The organism is Prosthecomicrobium sp. N25 (assembly GCF_037203705.1).
GTDB lineage: Bacteria > Pseudomonadota > Alphaproteobacteria > Rhizobiales > Ancalomicrobiaceae > Prosthecodimorpha.
This window is the reverse complement of the sequence record NZ_JBBCAT010000001.1, coordinates 1,340,176-1,356,669: the sequence shown is the minus strand read 5'-3', so window position 1 is coordinate 1,356,669 and position 16,494 is coordinate 1,340,176. Positions and strand designations below refer to the sequence as shown.

Below are 16,494 nucleotides of genomic sequence, written 5' to 3'. Positions count from 1 at the left end.
GGGCTCCGCCGGTCAGAAGAGGTCCATCTGTCCGCTGGAGGCCTTCGCGCGGCGCGGACGCGCGGGGCGGGGGGCGGGCTCCGCGGCCGCCTCGACGACCGCCTCGGCGGTCTGCGGCTCGTCCGGCGACAGCGGCTCGGCGAGGCCTTCGATGCAGCGCAGGTCGTCGTTGGCGACCTTGTTGACCCGCTCGGACACCGGCACGCATTCGAAGAAGTCGTCCGGAACCGGCTCGATCAGGGTCATGGCCTCGCGCACGTCGACGCCGCGGCAATCGAGCCAGCGGTCGAAATTCTCCGGCAGCACGACGGCGGGCATGCGGTCATGGATGCGGCCGACCAGGCGGTTGGCGGGCACGGTCAGGACGGCGGCGGTGTCGATCTCGGACCCGTCCTTGCCCGACCAGGTCTCCCACAGCCCCGCGAAGGCGACCGCGCCGCCGTGGCGGGGGCGGATGAAGAAGGGCTGCTTGCCGGCCGGCGTGCGCCGCCACTCGTAGAAGCCGGAGGCGGGCACGAGGCAGCGCCGGTGGCGCATGGCGGCCCGGAAGGAGGGCTTCTCCGGGGCCGTCTCGGCGCGGGCGTTGATGATCAGCGAGAAGGACTTCGGGTCCTCGACCCAGGACGGGACGAAGCCCCAGCGGGCGAGGAGGAAGTGCGGCGTCCCGCCCTCGCCGGCGACGATCGCGATCGGCTGGGTCGGCGCGATGTTGTAGCGCGGCGGGAAGTTCGGCTGCTCCGCGTAGCGGAAGAGCCGCCGGATCTCCTCGGGCGTGGCGGTCAGGACATAGCGGCCGCACATGATGGCTCTCCCGTCTCGATCCCCGATATAGGTTGCCGCCGGCCCCGTCACAAACCGCCGGAGCCGTCCGCAACGTAAGCGAAATCGAAACCGATATCGTGGAGAGTCGGACCGGGATGGCAAGGGGGCGATCGATGGCACGGGGGGCGGCGCCGCAGCGGGACGGGATCCCGGCCGATCGCCTCGCGCCGGCGGTGCTGGCGGCCGCCAACATCAATCCGGTGACCCGGCTCGCCACCGACTATCTCAACCACTTCAACACGATCGTGATGCTCCTGGACATGATCCCGGACATGCCGGAATGCGCCGAGGAGATCGCCGCCTGGGCGCCGTTGTCGTACCCCGCCTACTTCGCGCAGGCGCATTTCCGCGAGCGTGAACTCGCCGTCGCGGCCTACCACGCCGCGCCCGAGGGGGTGCGGGAGGACTTCGACGCGGTCGTCGGCGAGCTCGATGCCGCGATGGGCGACGCCCAGAGGCTCCTGGCGGAGGGCGACGCCGCCGATCCGCGGACCGTCGAGGCGCTGCACGTCCTCGTCTCCCTGCGGCTGAAGCCTCTCATCTCCAAGGCCAGCGGCATCGTGAACGGTGCCGGCCCGTCGGAAGCCGACGACATCTTCATCGAGGCGGATGCCCAGGATACGATCGACGAACTCTTCCACTGAACGTCGAGCCTGCGGCACGCCCATGACCTCATCCCAATCCACCGTCGCGGCGATGGCCGCCGGCAGGCCCGTGCTCGGGGTCAGCGTGTCGGTGTGGCGCGGCGACGAGGTCCTGCTCGTCCGGCGCGGGCGGGAGCCGTCGAAGGGACTGTGGAGCCCGGTCGGCGGCAAGGTGGAGTTCGGCGAGAGCCTCGAGGCGGCGGCGCGGCGGGAGGTCGCCGAGGAGACCGGGGTCGACTGCGAGATCCTGGGCTTCAGCACGCTGCGCGAACTGATCATGCCGGACGGAGCGGGCGGCGTCCGCGGCCACGTGGTCCTCGCCGTCTTCGGAGCGCGCTGGCTCGCCGGGGAGGCGCGGGCGGGCGACGACGCCGACGCGGTCGCGTGGGTGGCGGCGGACCGTCTGGAGGACAGGCCGCTGGTGGCGGGCGTGGTCCCGTATATTCTCGGGACGCGGCGACTGACCGGTGGCGCGCAGCCGTGAAAATCGGCTATTCACGGCGCGGGACAGGTTCGGCGGGCCCGGGAGAGAGACGGATGGCGATCGACCGTCGCATAGGGGCGGCGAGGCGCTTCAGGGGCTGGACGGCCGGGCTGCTGGCGCTCGGGCTGGCCGAGCTCGCCGCCACGCCGGCTGCGGGGGCGGCGCCGGGCGAGCCGCCCTATGTCGACCAGATCCTTCGCCTGGCGGAGATCATGGGCGCGCTGCACCACCTGCGGCCGCTGTGCGGCGCGAACGAGCCCCAGGTCTGGCGGCAAAAGATGAGCGCCCTCCTGGCCGCGGAGGATCCCGGCCCGGAGGAGCGGCGGCGAATCGTCGACCGCTTCAACCAGAGCTATCGGTCTCTCTCCGAGATCTACCGGACCTGCACGCCGGCCGCGAGCGAGATCATCGACCGCTATCTTGCCGAAGGGTCCCGCATCTCGCGCGAGATCGTGGTGCGCTACGGCCGGCCCTGACGCGGGCTCGCGCGCGCCGTTAACCCACATCGTCGGAGACCCGGAACCGGGCTGCCGCAGCGGCCCCGCGGCCTTGCACGCGGGACACACCGGCCCGTGTGCGATCGCGTTAACCATTCCTATACAAAGGTTAGGGAAATTTAACGTTGTCCGTCGGTAAACCAAGTCTGACACGGATGGGCGTGCTAAGGATTCGCCACCCAAGGAGCGGGCCAGACACCCCGCGAGAGGACCAGGTGACCCGATGCTGGACGACGCGGCGGACTCGATTGCAGACAAGAAGCGAGCCGCCTTCGACATCGTCAGCGACGCCATGGCGGAAGCGGCGGCCGAGGGCATCGAATACGAGATCGTGACTCAGGCGGCGCTCTTCGCGGTGTTCACCGAGCTCGTCTCCGCCTACGGCGAGGCCGCCGTCGCGGACCTCGCCAAGCGGCTGCCCGACCGCATCATGGGCGGCGAATACTCGATCCCGCGCCACTGGCAGTGAGGCGGAGGCCCGCCCGGGCCGGAGACGCTCCTCAGGCCACGTGCAGGAGCGCGATGCGGCCGATCAGGACCGTGCCGAACAGGACCAGCAGCGCGCCCGCGCCGTGGTTGACCGTCTCCAGCGCGCGGTCCGTCATCCGGGTCCTCACCAGGGAAACCAGGCTGGCCACCAGGAACCACCAGGCGGCGCCGCCGGCCAGCACGCCGGCGACCAGCGCACTGGCGCCGAGATAGTCGCCCGGGTCCGGCGCGAACTCCCCGAGCGACCCGAACACCGCGATGAAGCCCAGGATCGTGGCCGGGTTGGTGATCGTCATCCCGAAGGCGGCGAGCGCGGTGGAGACCGGATTGCCGGCCTTGACGGGCCCGTCGTCCAGGTGGGGATGACTGCGGATGATGCCGATCCCGAACAGGATCAGGACGACGCCGCCGACGACCTGGAAGACGGTGGACCAGCCGACCACAAAGTCCGCGAAGGCGGTGACGCCGTAGGCCGCCATGGCGGCAAAGAGGCCGTCCGCCATCACCGCGCCGACCCCGGCCGCGAAGCCGGCGAGGAACCCGCGCCGGAACGCCAGCTGGATGCACATGATGTTCACTGGCCCGACCGGCGCGGAGAACAGGATGCCGATGCCGATGCCCTTCAGAAACAGCCAGATGTCGAGCACCGTCCGCCTCGTTCCCCCTGCCGTCGGGTAGAGTTAGAACAAGGCGTCACGGGCGGCAACCGTTCCTTGGCGCCCGCAAAATGGGCTGACCAAGATTCCATCGCGCGGAGCCCGCCCCGGGACGGACTGCCGCTTCCGCGCCGTTCAGCGGTAGCCGGCGATCCCGGTGGCGTTCTCGTTGAGCTTGCGCACACCGTCGGCGGCGCCGGCCGAGCCCTGCGGGATTCCGACCGGCACGCCGTTGTAGTTCACGAGCGGTGTCGAGAAGTACGGGATCCGGGTGCAGGTCACCCGGCTCGCGCTGCACTTGTCCGGATAGGACATGATGTCCCGGAAGCGGGCCGTGACGTCGACGTAGCCGAAGTTGTAGACGGAATTGGGGGCCGAGCTCTCGACGTAGCGGTCGTGATAGAGCCCCATGTTGTGGCCGGTCTCGTGCGAGAAGGTGTTGTTCGACACGCAGTCGACGCTGACCACCGAGGTTCCCCAGGCGGCGCTGCCGGAATCCGGGTCCGGCACCACCCAGGCCACGCCGCAATATTCGTTGCGGGCGACGAGGAGGGAGACCAGGTCGGCCTGCAGGGCATTGCGCTGGGTCGCGACGTTGGCGAGACCGCTGGCGCCGCCGGTGAGGTCGTCGAGGACGTCGCCGTAGCTGCCGGCCGTCTCGTTGTAGCTCGAGGCCGCCACGGTACCGACGAGGGTGTAGGTGATCTTGACGCCGCTGCGCTGGAAGGCCGCGTTGGCGAGCGTGATGGCGAGCTGCGCCTGCGCCTGGATATCGGACACCTTGGCGGCGGCCTGGGGCGTATAGGCGATCAGGACCTTGATGTCGGTGTTGGTGGACGTGGTCGGGGGGGTCGTGGTCGGCGGCGTCGTCGTGCCGGGCTTGGCCGGCTTCGGCTTCTTCTTCTTCCGACCCATGTCGTCGGCGGAGCCGGGCAGGTCCCGGTGCAGGTCGCGCTTGTAGGACGCCGGATCGAGCTCAGTCACCTGATGGTTGGCCGAGTTCGGCACGGGATCGATGCGGAAGATGCGGCCGTCCGTCTCCACCACGCCGGTGATGCGGCCGTCCTTGACGACCAGGCTCGCGAAGGCGGTCCGCCTGCCCTTGGCGCGGCCGGTCCAGGCGAAGCCGCCGGTCGGGGCCGCCTCGACGGCTTCCCGCTCCAGGGTGACGGCCAGGTCGGGGAAGAGCTCGATCGCCACGGTGGCGCTCGCGGGCGGCACCTTCTCGGCGCGCCGCGGGTCGTTGTCCATGCCGAGCGGGGCGACCGTGGCCGCCAGGGCGCTCGCGTCGACCTCGACGATGCGGTGGCGGCGCGCGTTGGGCACGATCGACTTCGACCGGGTGACGCCGGCCTCGCCGCGGGCGGGCTGCAGGAGGCCGTCGGCGGCCCCGGCCGATGCGGGGGCCAGGAGGGCGCCGGCCACGAACACGAAGGCGAGCAGCTGGCAACGGGCACGCAGAACCATGGGGAACTCCATCGGACGATCCCCGGAGGATGCGGAGAAGAGTTAAAGGAAGTCTCGCCGCCTTCACTCAACTCTTGCTGCAACTGCCGAAAACCTAACCTCACGGTGCGGTCCCGCGGCCGGTGCCGCCGGGGTGGCCGGGACGGACGCTCTTCGCTAGAGTGGCGATCCCGATCCCGATGGGGGCTTCCACATGGTCCGACCGACGCTCGTCGCCCTGATTCTGGTCCTCGCCGGCATGCCGGCCGCGCAGGCGGCGGCGGCCAAGAAGGTCGAGACGCAGACGATCACGGTCCCGTCCGACAAGGTCGATCCCCCGGCCGGCAAGAGCGCGGCGGGCGGACCGGAGCTCGGCCACGGGGAGGACGGCCTGCCGGCACTCGTCGCCAAGACCCGCAAGGCAATCCTGGAGGCGGCCTATTCGGGCGACCTCGCCGCCCTCAGGGCGGTCATGCAGCGCAACGAGACGCCGCCGGTCGTCTCGGTCAACGAGGTCGGCGACGCGGTCGAGTACCTAAAGAGCCAGTCCGGCGACGGCGAAGGGCTCGAGGTCCTGGCGATCCTGACCGACATCCTGGAGGCGGGCTGGGCGCGCACGAAGGCGGGCTCGCCGCAGGAGATGTACGTCTGGCCGTCCTTCGCGGCGAGGCCGGTCGGCGACCTCACGCCGGCGGAGCGGGTCGAGCTCTACAAGATCGTTACGTCGTCCGACTACGAGGAGATGAAAGCCGCCGGCAAGTATGTCTTCTATGCGGTCGGGATCGGTCCCGACGGCACCTGGCACTACTTCAAGCTGATGGATTGACCCGGCCGGAAGGAGTGGGTGGACCCCCGCCGGCCGGGCGCGGCCCGTGCAGGCTTGCCTGTCCGTTTCGCGCGTCCAGGGTCGGCCCGAACCGCCACCGAGGTCTTGCCTTTTCGAATAAAATTTTAGGCGCTTCCTCGCAAATTTCGCCGTGCGATATTCCTGATTTTATCAATACTAACATTCTACAACGGCCAGCACGGAAACCGCATGGTTCCGGTCAGCCGGGCATCGGGCCGGTCCGCGGGGGTCAGCCGCGCGCCAGCGCCTCGCCGAAGCGGCAGGACTCGCCGGTCGAGGGCGTCACGATCTCGCCCTCCCACATCACCCGGCGGCCGCGCACGAGGGTGCCGACGGGCCAGCCCGTCACCTGGAGGCCGTCGTAGGGGGTCCAGGCGGAGCGGGAGGCGGACCAGGCGTTGGTGATCGTCTCGCGGCGCTTCAGGTCGACGACCGTGACGTCGGCGTCGTAGCCGACCGCGAGCCGGCCCTTGCCGGCGAGGCCGAAGAGGCGCTGCGGGCCGTGGCTGGTCATGTCGACGAAGCGCTCGAGGGTCATGCGGCCCCGGGCCACGTGGTCGAGCATGACGGGCACCAGGGTCTGGACGCCCGGCATGCCGGACGGCGAGGCCGGATAGGCCTTGGCCTTCTCCTCGAGGGTATGGGGCGCGTGATCCGAGCCGAGGATGTCGGCGATGCCCTGCGCGACCCCCCACCAGCAGCCCTCGCGGTGGACGGCGTCGCGGACGGGCGGGTTCATCTGCAGAAGGGTGCCGAGGCGGGCGTAGTCGTCGGAGGAGAGGGTCAGGTGATGGGGCGTCACCTCGACGGAGGCGATGTCCTTATGGGCCGCCAGGTATCGCATCTCCTCGGCGGTCGACACGTGCAGGACATGGATGCGCGCGCCCGTGGCGCGGGCGATGCGGACGAGCCTCTCGGTCGAGCGCATGGCGGCTTCGGCGTCGCGCCAGACCGGATGGGAGGCGGGGTCGCCGGGGACGCGCAGCCCCTTGCGCTCCTCGAGCCGGTACTCGTCCTCGCTGTGGAAGGCGGCGCGCCGGCGGGTGGCGCCGAGAATGGCGGAGACGCCGGCGTCGTCCTTGACCAGGAGGTCGCCGGTCGAGGCGCCCATGAAGACCTTGATGCCGGCGGCGCCGGGCAGCCGCTCGAGCGCGGGGATGTCGGCCACGTTGTCGTGGGTGCCGCCGACCCAGAAGGCGAAGTCGCAATGCATCCGGTGCCGCCCGCGCGCCACCTTGTCAGCCAGGGTCTCGGCGGTGACCGTCAGAGGATTGGTGTTGGGCATCTCGAAGACGGCCGTGACGCCGCCGAGGACGGCGGCGCGCGACCCGGTCTCCAGGTCCTCCTTGTGCTCGCCGCCGGGCTCGCGGAAATGCACCTGGGTGTCGATGACGCCGGGCAGCAGGTGGAGGCCCTTGCAGTCGATCACGGTTCCAGCGCGGCTCGGGTCGATCGTGCCGAGGGCGGCGATGCGGCCATCGCGGATGCCGACGTCGCGGGCGCCGACCCCGTCGTGGTTGGCGACCGTGCCGTTCTTCAGGACGAGGTCGAAGGTCTCCGTCATGGTCGGCTCCCGATCGCTGGCGCAGCGCTTGCTTCCGGGTGTGGATAGCCCGCAGGCCGCCGGAGCCACAAGCCCATTTCGCAGGCGCCTCGTTGCCGCCGACGTCAGCGGGACCTACCTTCCCGGACATCGGAGGGGCAGTATGACGACGAACATCGCCGAACTCACCGGCCGCGGGGTGGTCTCGGTCACGGGGCCGGAGGCGGAGCCGTTCCTGCAAGGGCTCGTCACCGCGGACGTGGAGGGCCTGGCGCCCGGGGCCGCCCGGTACGGGGCGCTCCTGACCCCGCAGGGCAAGATCCTGTTCGACTTCCTCGCGGTCCGGACCCCGGACGGCTTCCTGATCGACGTGCCGGCGCGGCTGGCGGCGGACTTCGCCAAGCGGCTCCGCTTCTACCGTCTTCGCGCCAAGGTGGAGATCGCCGACCGCTCCGGCGACCTGCGGGTGCTCGCCGCCTGGGGCGACGGTCCGGTCGACCTGCCGGGATTCGGGTTCGAGGATCCGCGCCTGCCGGCGCTGGGGCGGCGGACGATCGTCACCGCGGCGGAGCGCGACGCGGTGCTGGCCGCGTCAGATCCCGGCTCGCACGCCGACGAGGCCTCATGGCACCGGCACCGGATCGCCCTCGGCGTGCCGGAGGGCGGGACCGACTTCGCCTACGGCGATGCCTTTCCGCACGACGCCGACATGGACGACCTGGCCGGCGTGGACTTCGGCAAGGGCTGCTATGTCGGACAGGAGGTGGTCAGCCGCATGAAGCACCGGGGCACGGCCCGACGGCGCGTCGTCGCCGCCCGAAGCGCGGACGCGTCCCCCCTGCCCCCGACGGGGAGCGAGATCGTGGCTGCGGGCAAGCCCGTCGGGCAGATCGGGTCGACGGACGGCGGTCGCGGGCTCGCCCTCGTCCGCACCGACCGGGTCGCCGCCGCGCTGGCGGCCGGGGCGTCGCTACGCGCCGGCGACGTGGACGTCGTTCTGGAACTGCCGGCTTACGTAAAGTTCGGCTGGCCGGCTCCGGCGGAGGACTGAGTGGCGCCTCCCGGGCCCGAAACGTTTCGAAGACGAGGAATGCCGCCGGCAGGGCATATCCGGTGATTTACTTATCGGAAGCATTAATGTCCGTTATGGTTCCATGGTCGATTCCTACAAGAGACTGTTAAGACGAATGCCTCAGATTGGCTGAAAATGATCATAAAGTGCGATCTGAGGCCAACCATGAGCAGTCTAAAATTCAAATTGATCGCTGTGCTGTCCATCCTGGCGGGCGGCTTCCTGGCGATGTCCTTCATGGCCTGGTCCGAGGCCCGGGTGGGCGAGCGCGGCCTTGCCCAGGTCTATGCCGACCGGGTGGTTCCCCTGCGGGACCTGAAGCAAGTCAGCGACGCCTACGCGGTGGCCCTCGTCGACAATGCCCACAAGATGCGGGCCGGGACCGTGCCGTTCGAGACGGGCGCCAAGGTGATGGCGGATGCCCTCGGCACCGCCGAGCGGCTCTGGGCCGGCTACATGCAGACCTACATGGATGGGCGCGAGAAGGCACTTGCCGGGCAGGCCGTGGCCGCCATGACGGCGGCGCGGGGGCCGATCGCGGAGCTTCAGGGGCTGATCGCCGCCAAGGACTCCGCCGGCCTCGCCCGATTCGTGACGGACCGGCTCTACCCGACGATCGACCCGGTCACCGAGGCGGTCGGCCGCCTCGTCGACCTGCAGGTCGAGGAGGCGCAGAAGTCCTACGAGGAGACGCAGGGAACCTATCGCACCATGCTGGCGCTTCTCGCCGCCCTCGCGCTTGCCGGCGCGGTCGCGGCGGTGTTCGGGTTCCGGGTCGTGCTCAAGGGCGTGATCGGGCCGATCGAGGCGATGACCGAAAGCATGGCGCAGCTTTCCCGCGGCAACCTCGCCGTGGAGATCCCGGGCGCGAAGGAGACCAACGAGATCGGCCGCATGGCCGCCGCCGTGGCGGTGTTCAAGGAGAACGGGCTCGCCCGGGAGCGGCTCGAGCGCGAACAGGCCGAGGAGCGGGCGCTGAGCGACCGGCGCGCGGCGGCGGTGGACCGGCTGGTCCGCGACTTCGACAAGGCCATGGGGGCGATCGTGGGCGCGGTCTCGTCGGCGGCCACGGAACTCGAGGCCTCGGCGCAGAGCCTCACGGCCGGCGCGGAGGAGACCTCCAACCAGTCGACCGCCGTGTCGGCGGCGTCCGAGGAGGCGTCCTCCAACGTGCGGACAGTCGCGGCGGCCGCCGAGGCCCTGGCCGGATCGGTCGAAGACATCAGCCGGCAGGTCTCCCACTCCACCCGCATCGCCGCCACGGCCGTGGCGGAGGCGCAGGGGACCGTCGACCTCATGCGGCAGCTCTCCGCGGGCGCCCAGAAGATCGGCGAGATCGTCGACCTGATCGGCAACGTCGCGGGCCAGACCAACCTGCTCGCCCTCAACGCCACTATCGAGGCGGCGCGGGCCGGCGAGGCGGGACGCGGCTTCGCGGTGGTGGCGGCCGAGGTCAAGGGCCTCGCCGACCAGACCGCCAAGGCCTCGGCGCAGATCGCCCAGCAGATCGCCGAGATCCAGGGTTCGACCAGCCGGGCCGAGACGGCGATCGGCAGCGTGTCGGCGACCATCCAGCAGATGAACGAGATCGCGGGCGGGATCGCGGCCTCCGTCGACCGGCAGGCGACCACCACCCAGGAAATCGCCCGCAACGTCCAGCAGGCCTCGGTCGGCACCAGCGAGGTGAGCCTCAACATCTCGGGCGTCACCCGTGCCGCGGAGGAGACCAGCGCCGGAGCGGGTCAGGTGCTCGGCGCCTCGGGCGAGCTGGCACGCCAGGCCGACCGGCTGAAGCGCGAGGTGGCCACCTTCCTGGACGCGGTCAGGGCCGCGTGACGACGGGCCGGCCGCCGCCCCCGGCGGCCGGCAGCCCCCGCCCCGAACTCCGGTGGCGGGGCGGGGTTACGGGGAGCGGCGACTCGCCTATGTAGGCTGGAGACGCCCTCCAACCCCCACGCTCCATGGCCGACCGACCCGGACATCCCCCGCGCGCCTGGCAGCGCATGCTGTCGGGGCGCCGCCTCGATCTCCTCGATCCGTCGCCCCTCGACGTGGAGATCGCCGACATCGCCCACGGACTGGCCCGCGTGGCGCGGTGGAACGGCCAGACCGCCGGCGACCACGCCTTCTCGGTCGCGCAGCATTCGATCCTCGTCGACGACATCGCGCTGCGCTACGAGCCGGGGCTGCCGGCCGGCTCGCGGCTGGCCATCCTCCTCCACGACGCCCCGGAATACGTGATCGGCGACATGATCTCGCCCTTCAAGGCCGTGATCGGCGGCGCCTACAAGCTGGTCGAGGCGCGCCTGCAGGCGGCCATCCACATCCGCTTCGGCCTGCCCGCCACGCTGCCGGAACCGGTCGTGAAGCTCGCCAAGCGGGCCGACCGGGTCGCCGCCTATTTCGAGGCCGTCGAGCTCGCCGGCTTCAAGGCCGCGGAGGCGGACCGGATCTTCGGGCGGCCGCGCGGCTTCGGCGAGCGGCTGGCGCTGGAGCCCTGGCCGACGGCCGCCGCGGAGGCGCGCTTCCTGGAGCGTTTCGCCGCGCTCGAAGCGGCCTGCGGACGGGGATGAAACGGGCGCGGGATCCGCTATGTTTCCTGCTCCGCCTCCGGAGCCTCCGATGTCCGCCATTCATGTCTGCTCTCTCGCCCGGGTCGCGCTGACGGTCGAGGAGACCGGTGCCAGCCACCTCGCCACGCTCATCAACGCGGGCACGCCGGTCGCGCGCCCGGCGCGCATCCCGGCCGACAACCACCTCTTCCTCGGCTTCAACGACATCACGGAGCCGACCGAAGGGCTGATCCCGCCCGGCGAAGAGCACGTGCGCCGGCTGATCCGCTTCGTGCGCGACTGGGACCGGTCGGATCCGATGGTGATCCATTGCTGGGCGGGGATCAGCCGGTCGACCGCCGGGGCCTTCATTGCCGCCTGCACACTGATGCCGGATGCGGACGAGGAGGCGCTGGCGCGCGAGATCCGGGCACGCTCGCCCTCCGCGACCCCGAACCTGAGGCTGGTCCGGCTGGCGGACCCGATTCTCGGCCGCGGCGGGCGCATGGTGGAGGCCATCGAGGCGATCGGGCGCGGGCGCGACGCCTTCGAGGGCGATCCCTTCTCGCTGGCGCTGAAGATCGAGGCATGACCGGCGGAGGTATCGAGATCGGCCTCAACGCGGCCATCGTCGCCGTCGAGGGCGACGACCCGCTCGTGCTGGCCACCGGGCGCGACGGCTCCGAAGGAGACGCCCTGCCGTTCGGACCGTTCGATCCGATCCGGCACCGGACGCTGGAGATCGGCCTGCGCTCCTGGGTCAGCGCCCAGACCACCCTGACGATCGGCTATGTCGAGCAGCTCTACACCTTCGGCGACCGCGGCCGGCTAGCCCGGGCCGGGGATTCGGGACCTCATGTCGTCTCGGTCGGGTACCTCGCGCTCACCCGGCCGACCCCCGCCGCGGCGCCTGCGCTGGCGGCGAGCGGAGCGGCGTTCCGGCCCTGGTACGGCTACTTCCCCTGGGAGGACTGGCGCGGGGGCCGACCCGCGCTCATCGACGCGGTGATCCTGCCGGCGCTCCGGGCCTGGGCGGCGGCGGGGCCCGACCCGGGCTCGGCCCGTTCCCGCCCGCCGCTCGACGCGACACACCTGACCGAGACCGAGGTCCGGGAGATTCACAGCGGCACGGGCGCGCTCGGCCGGCGAGAGCGGCTCCGCCTCTTCTTCGGGGACGGCGGGTCGCCCTGGGACGAGGAAAAGGTGCTGGAGCGCTACGAGCTCCTGTACGAAGCCGCGCTCGTCGAGGAGGCGCTGCGCGACGGGCGGCAGCCGGTCGGCCCGGTTGCCGCCCCGCTCGGGCTGACCATGCGGTTCGACCATCGCCGCATCCTGGCGACCGCCATCTCGCGGCTCCGGGCGAAGCTCAAGTATCGCCCCGTCGTCTTCGAGCTGATGCCGGAGGCCTTCACCCTCACCGACCTGCAGAGGACGGTGGAGGCCATCTCGGGCCGCCATCTGCACAAGCAGAACTTTCGGCGGCTGGTCGAGCAAGGGGCCCTGGTCGAGCCCACCGGCGAGACCAGCAACGAGACGGGCGGCCGGCCGGCGCAGCTCTTCCGGTTCCGCCGCGACGTTCTGCAGGAGCGCCCGGCACCCGGCCTGCGGCTCGGCACGCGCGGCTGAATTCGGAATTCTGATAGGTTTCTACGTGTATTTACGGTTCGTATCCGAGTATACGCGTTCTTAAAGCTTCATCCGGATCCTGCAGACAGGGTGACGGGTGCAAGAATGACCATAAGATCGACGCTGAGATCCCTTCGGTTCCTGGTGGCGCTGCTGTCGGGCCTCGTCGTTACCTGCGTGATCGGGCTGGCGCTCTTCACCTGGACCCTGATCGGCGACCTCGGCCGGCAGGCGGGCGACATCGAGGCGCGCTACGGGCGCCTCCGCCAGACCGAGATGCCCTTCGCGCTCCTCGCCGGGGACCTGCAACTCACCATCATGGAGATCCAGGAGGCCTTCACGGACGTCGCGATCGGACAACCGGGCGACGCGGAAGCCGGCCGGCGGCGCGTCGGAGACCTGGCCGAGGCGGTCCGCGGCAGGATCACGAAGGCCAAGGCCATGACGGCGGACCTGAAGGCCCCGGAACTCACGCGAATCGCGACGGACATCGAGCAGAGCTTCGAGGCCTATATGGATCAGGGCCTCGAGATGGTGCGGGCCTATGCGGTATCCGGCCGCGAGGCCGGCAACGAGATGATGGCCCCCTTCAAGGCGCTGACCGAGGCCTTCCGGTTCGACCTCGCCGGCTTCGCCGCCAAGGCCCAGGAGCACATGCGGGCTTCCGACACGGTCATCGGGGAGCGCATGGACGGCATCCACGCGGCGATCGACAGCGGCGGCCTCGTCAATCTGTTCGCCTCCATCGCCTCCGTCGGCCTGCTGGCCGGGTTCGTGGTCCTGCTTCGGCTCAGGGTCGTGCGGCCGATCGCCCGGATCACGGACGCCATGACGGCGATGGCGCAGGGCGACATCGCCGCCCCGATCCCCTATCGCGACCGGTCCGACGAGATCGGCACCATGGCGGACGCGCTCGGCGTGTTCCGGGATGCCATCGCGGTGGGCCGGGAGACGGAGGCCCGGCGGATCGCCGCCGAGATGGCGCAGGCGGAAGACCGGCGACGGCTGACGACGGGGCTCGCCGAATCGCTGGAGCAGACCGTTTCGAGCGTGGCGGCGGCGCTGCGCGGCACCGCCGGGCGGGTCCAGGCGAACGCGCGCACCATGTCCGACATCGCCCGACGCACGGCCGATCAGGCCGGCCTCGCCGACCGGGCGGCCGGGGCGGCGTCGAAGAACACCGCGGCCGTCTCCAGCGCGGCCGAGCACCTGCGCCAGTCGGTCGACGAGATCTCGGGCTTCACCAGCCGCTCCTCCGACATGTCGAGTCGCGCGGTCGCGGAGGTCGGGCACGTGGCCGGGCTGGCGGAGACGCTCGGGGACGCCACGCAGAAGATCAGCGACGTGGTGACCCTGATCCGGGCCGTGGCGGCGCAGACCAATCTCCTCGCCCTCAACGCGACCATCGAGGCGGCGCGGGCTGGCGAGGCGGGACGCGGCTTCGCCGTCGTGGCGACCGAGGTGAAGGCGCTGGCCCAGCAGACCTCCCAGGCCACCGAGGACATCGCGGCCCAGATCGCCTCCGTCCAGGCGGCCACCCACGACGTGGTCGGCTCGATCGAGACCGTGGCCCGGTCGATCCGCGAGATTGACGCCATCTCGGCCGAAATCAGCGCGGCCACCCGCGACCAGCAGTCCGCCACTGCGCAGATCGTTGACAGCATCGCGGAGGCGGCGCGCGGCGCGCACACCATCATGGAGAATATCGGGGCCGTCTCGGACGCCTCCAACGGCACGGCGTCGGAGGCGGAGGCGCTCAGAAGCGCGGCCAACGACCTGGAGGAGCAGTCGAACCGGCTGACGTCGACGATCGATCGCTTCGTGGCTCAGGTCAGGGCCGCCTGAGGCGGGGGACCCTCACTGGGACTTCGAGGCGCCTTCGTTCTGGGCGGACGCCGGGGCCGGCTGCTCGCGCAGGCCCTCCCTGAGCTTCTTCTGGACCCGCGCCAGGTCCTCGGGCTCCGGCTTCAGGTCGACCGAGTGGCGCCACTGGAAGGTCGCCTCGAGCTGGCGGCCGACCTGCCAGTAGGCATCGCCGAGGTGGTCGTTGATGACCGGATCCTCGGGGCGCAGCAGGACCGCCCGCTCCAGTTCGCGCACGGCATCCTCGTAGCGGCCGAGGCGGTAGTAGGCCCAGCCCAGGCTGTCGACGATGTAGCCGTCGTCGGGCTTCAGCTCCACCGCCTGCCTGACCAGATCGAGCCCCTTGTCGAGGTTCAGCCCCATGTCGATCCAGGAGTACCCGAGGTAGTTGAGGACGTTGGCCTCGTTCGGGTTGAGCTCCAGGGCCTTGTTGAAGTCGGCCTCCGCCTTGGGCCACTGCTTGGTACGCTCGTAGCAGATGCCGCGGAAGTAGAAGAGCGACCAGTCACTCTTCTGGGGCGGGCCGATCAGCTCGATGGCCTTGGAGTAGACCTCGGCGGCCTCGGCGAACTTCTTGTTGCCGCGCAGCACGTCGCCGAGCGCCATGGTGGCGTCGACGTCCTTCGGATTGCGGGCGAGCGAGGCCTCCAGGTGCTTGCGGGCCTCGTCGAACTTGCTGAGCAGATTGTAGTAGCGGCCGATCTGGATATCGACCATGGGCCGGATGCGCGAGGCGGGCGTGACCCGCTCCAGGATCTCTATGGCCTTGTCGTACTGCTTCAGCCGGCCCTGCAGGGAGGCGAGCGTGACCAGCGGCAGTTCGGTCTTGGGCTCCAGGTAGAGGGCGAGCTGCAGGTAGACGGCGGCCATCTCCTCGCCGCCCTCCTGGCCGATGGCGGCGCCGAGACCGTAGAGCAGCTCGGCGGCGCCGGACTGGGCGTTGGAGATCAGGAGGCCCGGCTGACGCCCGGCGGTGATCTCCTCGCGCAGCTCGGCGACGAGCGGGTGGTCGGGGATCACCTTCTCGAAGCTGTCGAGGACGCCGGCCGCCTCGATCATCTTGCCCTGGCGGACGAGCGAACGGGCCTGGGCGTCGGTGACCCGGAGCGCGTTGGGGTCGGCCTTGTAGGCGGCGGCGAGGCGCTTGACCGATTCGGCCTTGCGGTTGCCGAGTTCGGCCATCAGGCCGCTGTGGAAGTTCTTGAAGACACCGTACCATTCCGGACCGCTCAGGCGGTCGACGGTCTTCAGGGCCTGGTCCACGTCGCCCTGGGCCGTGAAGGTCCAGCCGGTCAGGATGGCGGCGGTCAGGTCCGTGAGCGGACGGGTCGCCATCTGGGAGAATTGCGAGCGGGCCCGGTCGAACTGGCCGCGCTTCAGCGCGTCGACGCCGAGCGTCATGCGGGCGAGCTGGTTGCCCTTGTCGCGATTGACGATGCGAGTGGCGAGCGGGAGCGCCTCGCGGATTCGCCCGTCGGCGAGCAGCAGCGGGAAGGCGCGCTCGATCAGGACCTGATTGCCGGGATCGCTCGACAGGGCCTCGCGGAAATAGGAGGCGGCGCTCTCGATGTCTTTCAGCGAGCCGGCGAGCCGGCCGGCGAGGTAGTTGCCCGACAGCGACGTGGCGTAGCCGAAGGAGGGGACCTGATCCTGGTTCGGCTTGGTCTCGGCCCGGAGGGGCCCGGCCCCGGCCAGCGCGCAGAGGGCGTAGACGAGCGCGGCGCCCGCGGCCCGCCCGGCACGGCGGCGGTTCTTCACTGTCGGCATCATCAAAGCGGTGCTCCGGACGTGGGATCGGTCCCAGGTCGTTTCGCGCCGCAGGATGGCGGTTTTGGGTCGGCTTGTGAAGTTCGATAATTTAAAGTCGCGGCGGAGCGGGCTGCGGACCGGCGTCCGGGTCATCCCGGAACCCCTTGCAAGCGAAACCGTTGCGTTGCATTGCAGCGGCCAGGG

16 protein-coding genes are annotated in these 16,494 nt (G+C 70.6%); 11 read left to right on the top strand and 5 right to left on the bottom strand.

Annotation, left to right across the window (positions count from 1 at the left end):
• Positions 1 to 12: 12 nt before the first annotated feature.
• On the bottom strand, positions 13 to 801 hold the full coding sequence (locus WBG79_RS06115) for an SOS response-associated peptidase (protein WP_337356220.1): 789 nt from the start codon (positions 799 to 801) through the stop codon (positions 13 to 15).
• Between the two features lie 134 nt (positions 802 to 935).
• On the opposite strand from WBG79_RS06115, the gene WBG79_RS06110 reads away from it, so the two are divergent.
• The 4 genes from WBG79_RS06110 (at position 936) to WBG79_RS06095 (ending at position 2,916) form a co-directional block, all read left to right on the top strand.
• On the top strand, positions 936 to 1,466 hold the full coding sequence (locus WBG79_RS06110; RefSeq protein WP_337356219.1) for a hypothetical protein: 531 nt from the start codon (positions 936 to 938) through the stop codon (positions 1,464 to 1,466).
• 22 nt (positions 1,467 to 1,488) lie between these two features.
• A complete protein-coding gene (locus tag WBG79_RS06105) occupies positions 1,489 to 1,950 on the top strand; it encodes an NUDIX hydrolase (protein ID WP_337356218.1) in 462 nt (153 codons plus the stop codon).
• Between the two features lie 53 nt (positions 1,951 to 2,003).
• A complete protein-coding gene (locus WBG79_RS06100) occupies positions 2,004 to 2,426 on the top strand; it encodes a TIGR02301 family protein (protein ID WP_337356217.1) in 423 nt (140 codons plus the stop codon).
• 244 nt (positions 2,427 to 2,670) lie between these two features.
• Positions 2,671 to 2,916, top strand: coding sequence for a hypothetical protein (locus WBG79_RS06095; protein ID WP_337356216.1), 246 nt, complete (start codon positions 2,671 to 2,673; stop codon positions 2,914 to 2,916).
• Positions 2,917 to 2,947: 31 nt separating this feature from the next.
• On the opposite strand, the gene WBG79_RS06090 is transcribed toward WBG79_RS06095, so the two are convergent.
• Both WBG79_RS06090 and WBG79_RS06085 read right to left on the bottom strand, forming a co-directional pair.
• Positions 2,948 to 3,583, bottom strand: a complete 636-nt coding sequence (locus WBG79_RS06090) for a LysE family translocator (RefSeq protein ID WP_337356215.1) — start codon at positions 3,581 to 3,583, stop codon at positions 2,948 to 2,950.
• Positions 3,584 to 3,727: 144 nt separating this feature from the next.
• Complete coding sequence (locus WBG79_RS06085) at positions 3,728 to 5,059, bottom strand: M12 family metallo-peptidase (protein WP_337356214.1); 1,332 nt, start codon at positions 5,057 to 5,059, stop codon at positions 3,728 to 3,730.
• A gap of 193 nt (positions 5,060 to 5,252) precedes the next feature.
• On the opposite strand from WBG79_RS06085, the gene WBG79_RS06080 reads away from it, so the two are divergent.
• Positions 5,253 to 5,864, top strand: coding sequence for a hypothetical protein (locus WBG79_RS06080; protein ID WP_337356213.1), 612 nt, complete (start codon positions 5,253 to 5,255; stop codon positions 5,862 to 5,864).
• 250 nt (positions 5,865 to 6,114) lie between these two features.
• On the opposite strand, the gene WBG79_RS06075 is transcribed toward WBG79_RS06080, so the two are convergent.
• Positions 6,115 to 7,449 (bottom strand): dihydroorotase, encoded by a 1,335-nt coding sequence (locus WBG79_RS06075; RefSeq protein WP_337356212.1) that lies wholly within the window; start codon positions 7,447 to 7,449, stop codon positions 6,115 to 6,117.
• Between the two features lie 142 nt (positions 7,450 to 7,591).
• On the opposite strand from WBG79_RS06075, the gene ygfZ reads away from it, so the two are divergent.
• The 6 genes from ygfZ (at position 7,592) to WBG79_RS06045 (ending at position 14,523) form a co-directional block, all read left to right on the top strand.
• Complete coding sequence (ygfZ, locus tag WBG79_RS06070) at positions 7,592 to 8,479, top strand: CAF17-like 4Fe-4S cluster assembly/insertion protein YgfZ (RefSeq protein WP_337356211.1); 888 nt, start codon at positions 7,592 to 7,594, stop codon at positions 8,477 to 8,479.
• A gap of 186 nt (positions 8,480 to 8,665) precedes the next feature.
• Positions 8,666 to 10,336, top strand: a complete 1,671-nt coding sequence (locus WBG79_RS06065; RefSeq protein ID WP_337356210.1) for a methyl-accepting chemotaxis protein — start codon at positions 8,666 to 8,668, stop codon at positions 10,334 to 10,336.
• A gap of 125 nt (positions 10,337 to 10,461) precedes the next feature.
• Positions 10,462 to 11,073: an HD family hydrolase gene (locus WBG79_RS06060; RefSeq protein ID WP_337356209.1), complete on the top strand. Its 612-nt coding sequence runs from the start codon at positions 10,462 to 10,464 to the stop codon at positions 11,071 to 11,073.
• A gap of 49 nt (positions 11,074 to 11,122) precedes the next feature.
• A complete protein-coding gene (locus tag WBG79_RS06055) occupies positions 11,123 to 11,644 on the top strand; it encodes a tyrosine phosphatase family protein (RefSeq protein ID WP_337356208.1) in 522 nt (173 codons plus the stop codon).
• Positions 11,641 to 12,678, top strand: a complete 1,038-nt coding sequence (locus tag WBG79_RS06050; RefSeq protein WP_337356207.1) for an NUDIX hydrolase — start codon at positions 11,641 to 11,643, stop codon at positions 12,676 to 12,678. The genes WBG79_RS06055 and WBG79_RS06050 overlap by 4 nt, the downstream gene beginning before the upstream one ends.
• 105 nt (positions 12,679 to 12,783) lie before the next feature.
• Entirely contained in the window at positions 12,784 to 14,523 is a 1,740-nt protein-coding gene (locus WBG79_RS06045) for a methyl-accepting chemotaxis protein (RefSeq protein ID WP_337356206.1), read from the top strand.
• A 12-nt stretch (positions 14,524 to 14,535) separates the two neighbouring features.
• Here the strand turns inward: WBG79_RS06045 and WBG79_RS06040 are convergent, their stop codons facing one another.
• Complete coding sequence (locus tag WBG79_RS06040) at positions 14,536 to 16,311, bottom strand: tetratricopeptide repeat protein (RefSeq protein WP_337356205.1); 1,776 nt, start codon at positions 16,309 to 16,311, stop codon at positions 14,536 to 14,538.
• Between the last annotated feature and the right edge of the window lie 183 nt (positions 16,312 to 16,494).

Bases quoted from the DNA above. Each gene is read 5' to 3' on its own strand.
- WBG79_RS06115 (WP_337356220.1), bottom strand. From the start codon at position 801: ATGTGCGGCCGCTATGTCCTGACCGCCACGCCCGAGGAGATCCGGCGG.
- WBG79_RS06110 (WP_337356219.1), top strand. From the start codon at position 936: ATGGCACGGGGGGCGGCGCCGCAGCGGGACGGGATCCCGGCCGATCGC.
- WBG79_RS06105 (WP_337356218.1), top strand. From the start codon at position 1,489: ATGACCTCATCCCAATCCACCGTCGCGGCGATGGCCGCCGGCAGGCCC.
- WBG79_RS06100 (WP_337356217.1), top strand. From the start codon at position 2,004: ATGGCGATCGACCGTCGCATAGGGGCGGCGAGGCGCTTCAGGGGCTGG.
- WBG79_RS06095 (WP_337356216.1), top strand. From the start codon at position 2,671: ATGCTGGACGACGCGGCGGACTCGATTGCAGACAAGAAGCGAGCCGCC.
- WBG79_RS06085 (WP_337356214.1), bottom strand. From the start codon at position 5,059: ATGGTTCTGCGTGCCCGTTGCCAGCTGCTCGCCTTCGTGTTCGTGGCC.
- WBG79_RS06080 (WP_337356213.1), top strand. From the start codon at position 5,253: ATGGTCCGACCGACGCTCGTCGCCCTGATTCTGGTCCTCGCCGGCATG.
- WBG79_RS06075 (WP_337356212.1), bottom strand. From the start codon at position 7,449: ATGACGGAGACCTTCGACCTCGTCCTGAAGAACGGCACGGTCGCCAAC.
- ygfZ (WP_337356211.1), top strand. From the start codon at position 7,592: ATGACGACGAACATCGCCGAACTCACCGGCCGCGGGGTGGTCTCGGTC.
- WBG79_RS06065 (WP_337356210.1), top strand. From the start codon at position 8,666: ATGAGCAGTCTAAAATTCAAATTGATCGCTGTGCTGTCCATCCTGGCG.
- WBG79_RS06060 (WP_337356209.1), top strand. From the start codon at position 10,462: ATGGCCGACCGACCCGGACATCCCCCGCGCGCCTGGCAGCGCATGCTG.
- WBG79_RS06055 (WP_337356208.1), top strand. From the start codon at position 11,123: ATGTCCGCCATTCATGTCTGCTCTCTCGCCCGGGTCGCGCTGACGGTC.
- WBG79_RS06050 (WP_337356207.1), top strand. From the start codon at position 11,641: ATGACCGGCGGAGGTATCGAGATCGGCCTCAACGCGGCCATCGTCGCC.
- WBG79_RS06045 (WP_337356206.1), top strand. From the start codon at position 12,784: ATGACCATAAGATCGACGCTGAGATCCCTTCGGTTCCTGGTGGCGCTG.
- WBG79_RS06040 (WP_337356205.1), bottom strand. From the start codon at position 16,311: ATGATGCCGACAGTGAAGAACCGCCGCCGTGCCGGGCGGGCCGCGGGC.